Source organism: Endozoicomonas sp. ONNA1 (genome assembly GCF_024606325.1).
Lineage (GTDB): Bacteria > Pseudomonadota > Gammaproteobacteria > Pseudomonadales > Endozoicomonadaceae > Endozoicomonas_A.
The window spans coordinates 1-2,291 of sequence record NZ_JAHHPN010000495.1 but is presented as its reverse complement, the minus strand read 5'-3'; the positions used below and the strand labels follow the sequence as shown (position 1 = coordinate 2,291).

2 protein-coding genes are annotated in these 2,291 nt (G+C 42.4%); both read right to left on the bottom strand.

Going from position 1 to position 2,291, the window contains the following annotated elements:
- Positions 1–378 precede the first annotated feature (378 nt).
- Positions 379–1,608, bottom strand: a complete 1,230-nt coding sequence (locus tag KDK19_RS11315; RefSeq protein ID WP_257291987.1) for a hypothetical protein — start codon at positions 1,606–1,608, stop codon at positions 379–381.
- A gap of 357 nt (positions 1,609–1,965) precedes the next feature.
- Positions 1,966–2,291 (bottom strand): hypothetical protein (locus KDK19_RS11310; RefSeq protein WP_257291986.1); only part of this gene is annotated, 326 nt, incomplete at its 5' end.

The window sequence follows — 2,291 nt, the reverse complement described above, 5'->3', positions numbered from 1 at the left end:
ACTCGATATTACACATTTTTTTCATGATCACACCCGTAATCAGGAACTTTAGGCTATTTGCGCCACTGGAAAAAGATGGTTTTAATTTAGAACATTTCCGACCATGACAACTCTTACTCAGCCATTCCTGCTGAATAATAAATGGTAATAAATGGGACATCCAAATTAAAAAGTAAAATATCTTCATTAGACTTTTTAATCGTCAAAGAGATTGAGATAGATCTGGTTAGGCTGTAATGTTGCTTTCTGGTCGTTTTTCAGCATTTCTATCTATAGTACAGAGTATACTCATTCATAAGGCTACCTTCTATATTGACAAACGACAGTTGCCAAGTGAAAGCATTCGGTTCAGCGTCGTGCTTAGAGTTGAACTGAGCGCTAAAGATCGGTTTCCGGATAGCCTTTATTGATTTTCTTAGTATGTATCAGCTCGCTGACGGAAGAGACCTCTATCTGAAATGGAGCGCCTAAATGATGATTACGATTTACCAGCCAGAGACGCAGACGTCTGGCATTCACTGATTTGGGCATCCGGACATTAAACGTCAGTGTCTGACTGGCGGATGATTGGTCGAAACGAAATGCTAATAAGTTAAAGCCTCCTGACAACTGCAGTATCTTCACTATTTGTTGTTGCAAGTTATAGATTTCCTGACTGATGAGCAAGTTGTTTGAATTAAATGTAAAGCTCACCAAAAACTGGTTTGTAAACCGGGTATAGCCAGAATAACAGGCAGTGAGAGGAATAAAGAGGCCCCCTGCAATCAGACCTCCAATACCCAGACCAGGTATCCCATAGGTAAATCCAATACCGGCAAGTATTGCTGTGTCGAGTAGCTCAACAAAAATCGCAATTCTTCCTCTATACCAGCGCGGATTAACGCTTGAATCAAATATATAGTTGTTGAACCGGACGAAAGGCTGGCAGGTATACATTTCGTCAGCTTCCATGGCAACCAGTCTGGCGAACATAAGGACAAACTTTTCCAGCATGCCCGAAGAAATCTGGTAGAACCGGATAGTATCGCATGCCACGCCTCTTTCCAGCCAGGCGGCAACCCTGGCTCTTCCGGTTTCCAAATAGCGGATAGTTGGGGTTGAAACAATAGTAGGCTGAGTGGTCAAGAGTTGGTCAGTAGTATTGGATTCAACTCTGTCATTAGAATCAATCAAACACACTGAAATGGGTGAAGAAATCGCTTCACATGACTGAGGAACAGGCAAGCCTCCAACGGCTCCGCATTCCTGGTTTTCATCATTATCGCTCGATGTCAATTCAGGGGGCTGGCTCTGGGCAGAAGGTGTCGACTCGGAAACTGGCAACCCTCCAACTGTTTTGAATTTTTCGCCCTCAGCATTATCTCCGGATAACAAACTGAAGGATTGCTCTTGCTCATCCTGCGCTTCCGATCGAGCGTCTGTTTCTGTGTCAGGTTCGACAGATAGAAATACTTTGACGTTTGTTTGTGGGGTTTTAAGATTAAGCACGTAATAACCTGCTTCTGAAGCCGTGGTTGTCATCAGGAATGCACACGCAGTGACAAAACTGCAGAATAGCTCGGGCTTACAAAGCTTTTTCATTACCACACCTGTATCACATTTGTTCATGAAAAATCTTTAAAAATAGTTAAGTCACTGGAAAAAGGTGCTATTTATTTAGAATATTTCCGACTATGACAGCACTTGATTAGCCATTCTTGTTGACGAATATAAGAGGTAGCTAATAAAAGGGGGATAAAGGAGAAAAAAAGAGACGTGAAAAAATAAAGACGCTTCGTTAAACTGTTTGCCAGGCAAAAGTATTGAGACTGATCTGGGCAGGTTGTATTATTACCTTTTGCTTGTTTTCTACATTTCTATTGGCAAGTTCTGTACTCCTTCATCAGAAGGTCGCCTTTACCGATACAGGGCAACAGCGACGTGGAAATAATCGGCCTGCCGCCCCGTATAAAGTTAATTTGTGTCTTAATGATCGGTTCTTGGTTCAAATATATTTGTTGGGTCGCTGATAGAGCGCACATCTATTTGAAACGGTCTGATTAGCTGTTGATTACTTCTCTCGAGCCAGGCTTTCAGATGGCTGTTACTCATATGATCCGGAACTCGGACATTAAACGTCAGTGTCTGTTTGTGGGAGCCCCTGTCTCTTTGAAATGACACTAAATTATAACCCCCTGAGCACTGCAGTACCTTTACTATTTGCTTGAAATTGTAGATTTCCTGACCGATGGATAAGTTGTTCGAAGTGAGTGTGAAGCTCACATTAATCTGGTTATGGAACCGGGTATGGC

Coding starts and splice junctions, on each gene's coding strand:
- KDK19_RS11315 (WP_257291987.1), bottom strand. CDS start 1,608: ATGAACAAATGTGATACAGGTGTGGTAATGAAAAAGCTTTGTAAGCCC.